Below are 3,130 nucleotides of genomic sequence, written 5' to 3'. Positions count from 1 at the left end.
GTCCCCATCCGGCCTCGGTGCCCTGGAACCGAGGCCCACGTCGCCCTTCGCCGTCCCGCTGCCGCCCCCGGCGCCGCTCGCCGAGGGGGCGGGGCTCGGCGGGCGCCGCTGGCCCACGTCCTTCGCCGGCCGGCTGACCACCCCCCTGCCCGGGCTGCGGGCGTTCGCGCGCTTCGCCCGCGAGGGCTCGGTACGGCCGGGCCCCGAGGGCCTCGTCGACATCCCCCGACTGCCGTACGAGCCCGGCCCGTTGCCCCGCGTCGACGCCCGTACCGTCGCCGTCACCTGGGCGGGGCACGCGAGTTGGGTGGTGCGGATCGGCGGGCTCACCGTCCTCACCGACCCGGTCTGGTCCCGCCGCATCCTCGGCACGCCCACCCGGATCACCCCGGTCGGCGTGGCCTGGGACGCGCTGCCACGCGTGGACGCGGTCGTCATCAGCCACAACCACTACGACCACCTCGACGCACCCACGCTGCGCCGACTGCCGCGCGACACACCGGTGTTCGTGCCCGCCGGTCTCGGCGGCTGGTTCCGCCGCCGCCGTTTCACCCGCGTCACCGAGCTGGACTGGTGGGAGGCGGCCGAACTCGACGGTGTCCGCTTCGACTTCGTACCGGCCCACCACTGGTCGAAGCGCACCCTCACCGACACCTGCCGCTCCCTGTGGGGCGGTTGGGTCATCACGGCGTCCGACGGGAAGCGGGTGTACTTCGCGGGCGACACGGGCTACGGCCACTGGTTCTCCCTCATCGGCCGCCGCCACCCCGATATCGACCTCGCGCTCCTGCCGATCGGCGCGTACGACCCCCGCTGGTGGCTCAGCGACGTCCACTGCGACCCCGAGGAGGCCGTCCGGGCCTTCCAGGACCTCGGCGCCCGCCGTATGGCCCCCATGCACTGGGCCACGTTCGTCCTGTCCGCCGAACCGGTCCTGGAACCCCTCACCCGCGTACGGACGGCCTGGGAGGCGGCAGGACTCCCGCGCGAGAACCTGTGGGACCTGCCGATCGGAGCGTCCCGGATCCTCACCTGAGGACGGCGACGGCACACGCCCAGCCGTTGAGAGGACGCCGAACTCTCAGCGGACGAACCGTCGCCACAGGCTCGGCGCCACGCTGATCAGCAGCGTCAGCAGGACCGCCGCGAGCACTCCTTCCCAGGGCTCCGCGAACAGTGACCCCCCGAGGATCCCGATCAACTGGTACGTGACCGCCCACGCCAGGCACGCCGGCAGATTGCCCCGCGCGAACCGCCGCAACGGCATCTCCGCCAGCAGGCACGCCAGCATCACCGGGAGCCGGCCGGCCGGCACCAGCCGGGACAACACCAGGACGGCCACCCCGTGCCCGTCGAGCTTCCGCTGGGCCTGGGCCAGCCGGTCCTCCGGTGCCCGGCGGCGGATCGCCTCCAGCCAGCGCGAACCGTTCTTCGAGCCCATGCCGCGCCGCCCCAGCCAGTACAGGGCGATGTCCCCGAGGAACGCGGCCACCGACGCCACCACGAACACCATCAACAGCGCGAACGGCGCCGTCTGGTGGAACGCCACCACGGCCGCCGAACTGACCAGCGCCCCCGTCGGCACCACCGGCAGCAGCGCCCCCGCCAGTACCAGCAGGAACAGCGTCGGATAGCCGATCGCCTGCTGCGTCGACTCGTAGGGCAGGGGAGTGGCCGCGACGGACAGCACCATCACCGGGCGCCCTCCGCGCCCCCGCGCGACCGGCGTCTCATTCCGCCACCCCCGGCCGTACGCTCTCCCCGTGCTCCAGCCGGTGCACAGCCACCTCGGGAGCGCGCAGCGCGGCGAGGCGCACGAACTCCGCACCGGGCGCGTGGAATTCATGGGGGCGCACGGCGTCCATCCCGATCGGCCAGTACGTGCCGTAGTGCACCGGGATCGCGCTGTGGGGCGCGAGCAGCGCGAGCGCCTCCGCCGCGCGCCCCGCATCAAGATGCCCCTCACCGAGACAGGGCCCCCAGCCGCCGACCGGCAGCAGCGCCACGTCGACCGGCCCGACCTCCTTGGGCATCGACTCGAACAGCCCGGTGTCCCCGGCGAAATAGGTCCGCGCCTCACCCTCGACGACGAACCCGAGCGCCGGTGAGCGGTGCGGCCCGACCGGCAGACGCCGCCCGTCGTGGCGGGCGGGCACGGCACGGACGACCAGGTCACCGACGCTCACCTCGTCCCCGGGCGCCACCTCGCACAGCCGCAGATGCCGCAGCCTGCGCAGCCCCGGCACCTGGCGCGGCGCCCCGCGCGGCACCACCAGCCGGGTACCCGGCGCGAGCCGGGCCAGGGACGGGACATGCAGATGATCGGCGTGCAGATGGGACACCAGCGCCACGTCCGCGACCGCCGCCTCGGGCGGGGGCGGCGCCCCGCGGCGCCTGCGCAGATGTGCGAGCCGGCGCGTGAACAGCGGGTCGGTGAGCACGCGGGTGCCCGAGTCCTCCACCGTGCAGGTGGCATGACCCCACCAGGTGACCTCCACCGGCACTTCTTTCGCCTCCTTCGCGCTACTCCCCCGAGCCTACGGGCTGGAGTAGGGTCTCAGGCTCTGGACCCGGAGGTGAGGGGGACGCCGTGGGAGACAACAGTGACGCCTTCGCCCTGTCCTGCCAGGAGATACCCCGTGAGTGCCCGGGGCGGGCGGCGGGACGCGGAGCGGTCGTGCGGGTCGCCGCCATCGCCAGCCTGACACCCCTGGAGGAGCTGGAGGCGGACCCCTTCCTGGTCGACTCCCGCAGCCAGCACGCCATGTGCGCCCGCTGGGCCGCCGAGCGCGGCTACGTGGTGACGCGCGAGCTGCTCGTCCGCGGTCTGCGCCCCGACCACTGCGCCCTGTGGGCCGACGTCGACGCCGGCCATGTCGACCTCTTCGTCGCCCCCAGCCGCCGCGTCCTCGAACGCGCCCTCGCCTCCGTCGACGACTTCACCGCCGAGTGCGCCCGCCGCGGTGTCCGCGTCGAGACCGTCGGCCGCGCCGAACCCGCCTACGACGCCCAGATGAAGGCCAGCGTCCACCGCCGACTGTCGATGCCGACAGCGGGCTACGACGGCCGTTGACCGCCGAGGCGCGCTCCACGCCCACCGGTTGCCGGTGCGGCCGACGGTCTCGACGCG

The 3,130-nt window shown here is 74.2% G+C and carries 4 protein-coding genes; 2 read left to right on the top strand and 2 right to left on the bottom strand.

Annotation, left to right across the window (positions count from 1 at the left end; genetic code table 11):
- The first annotated feature begins 22 nt into the window (after positions 1 to 22).
- Positions 23 to 1,036 (top strand): MBL fold metallo-hydrolase, encoded by a 1,014-nt coding sequence (locus tag AOK23_RS41720; protein ID WP_079050016.1) that lies wholly within the window; start codon positions 23 to 25, stop codon positions 1,034 to 1,036.
- A 45-nt stretch (positions 1,037 to 1,081) separates the two neighbouring features.
- Here AOK23_RS41720 and AOK23_RS41715 read toward each other — a convergent pair whose 3' ends face one another.
- Both AOK23_RS41715 and AOK23_RS41710 read right to left on the bottom strand, forming a co-directional pair.
- Positions 1,082 to 1,693, bottom strand: a complete 612-nt coding sequence (locus tag AOK23_RS41715) for a DedA family protein (RefSeq protein ID WP_390944067.1) — start codon at positions 1,691 to 1,693, stop codon at positions 1,082 to 1,084.
- A 37-nt stretch (positions 1,694 to 1,730) separates the two neighbouring features.
- Positions 1,731 to 2,504, bottom strand: a complete 774-nt coding sequence (locus AOK23_RS41710; protein ID WP_055717603.1) for an MBL fold metallo-hydrolase — start codon at positions 2,502 to 2,504, stop codon at positions 1,731 to 1,733.
- A gap of 113 nt (positions 2,505 to 2,617) precedes the next feature.
- Here AOK23_RS41710 and AOK23_RS41705 point away from each other — a divergent pair, with 113 nt between their 5' ends.
- Positions 2,618 to 3,073, top strand: coding sequence for a hypothetical protein (locus tag AOK23_RS41705; protein ID WP_420823801.1), 456 nt, complete (start codon positions 2,618 to 2,620; stop codon positions 3,071 to 3,073).
- The last annotated feature ends 57 nt before the right edge of the window (positions 3,074 to 3,130 follow it).

The sequence above is a fragment of the Streptomyces torulosus genome (assembly GCF_001419765.1).
GTDB classification, from domain to species: Bacteria; Actinomycetota; Actinomycetes; order Streptomycetales; family Streptomycetaceae; genus Streptomyces; species Streptomyces torulosus.
This window is presented reverse-complemented; position numbering and strand designations above follow the sequence as displayed.

Coding starts and splice junctions, on each gene's coding strand:
- AOK23_RS41715 (WP_390944067.1), bottom strand. CDS start 1,693: ATGGTGCTGTCCGTCGCGGCCACTCCCCTGCCCTACGAGTCGACGCAG.